Source organism: Streptomyces fildesensis (assembly GCF_016107395.1).
Lineage (GTDB): Bacteria > Actinomycetota > Actinomycetes > Streptomycetales > Streptomycetaceae > Actinacidiphila > Actinacidiphila fildesensis.
The window spans coordinates 1-372 of sequence record NZ_JAAIKO010000210.1; the positions used below are offsets into that span (position 1 = coordinate 1).

Below are 372 nucleotides of genomic sequence, written 5' to 3' on the forward strand. Positions count from 1 at the left end.
CTCCTTGATCCGTGGGCGGCGCAGGGCCAGTTCCAGTTCGGTGGACAGCAGCGTCAACGGAGTCCGCAGTTCGTGACTGGCGTCGTTGACGAAGCGCCGCTCGCGCTCCAGTGCGGCGTCCAGGGCGGTCAGCATGTCGTTGAGTGTGCGGCCCAAGCGGGCGACTTCGTCGTGCGAAGCGTCCGGAACGGCCAGCCGAACACCGGTGGCGCCAGCGGCGATACGGGCCGCCTCGGCCCGGTAGCGCTCTACCGGGAGCAGTGCCGCGCGGGCCATGCGATAGCCGACCAGCGACGCTATGACCAGCGTGGCGAGGTCCGCCAGCGCCAGCTGGCCGATGAGTTCGCGTAGCGCCTCGTCGCGCTGGTCGCG

General features: G+C 70.4%; 1 protein-coding gene. It reads right to left on the reverse strand.

Features of this window, described 5'->3' with window-relative positions; all coding sequences use genetic code 11:
- On the reverse strand, window positions 1-372 hold a 372-nt coding region (locus C6N31_RS42625; RefSeq protein WP_198359678.1), incomplete at both ends, for a histidine kinase dimerization/phospho-acceptor domain-containing protein.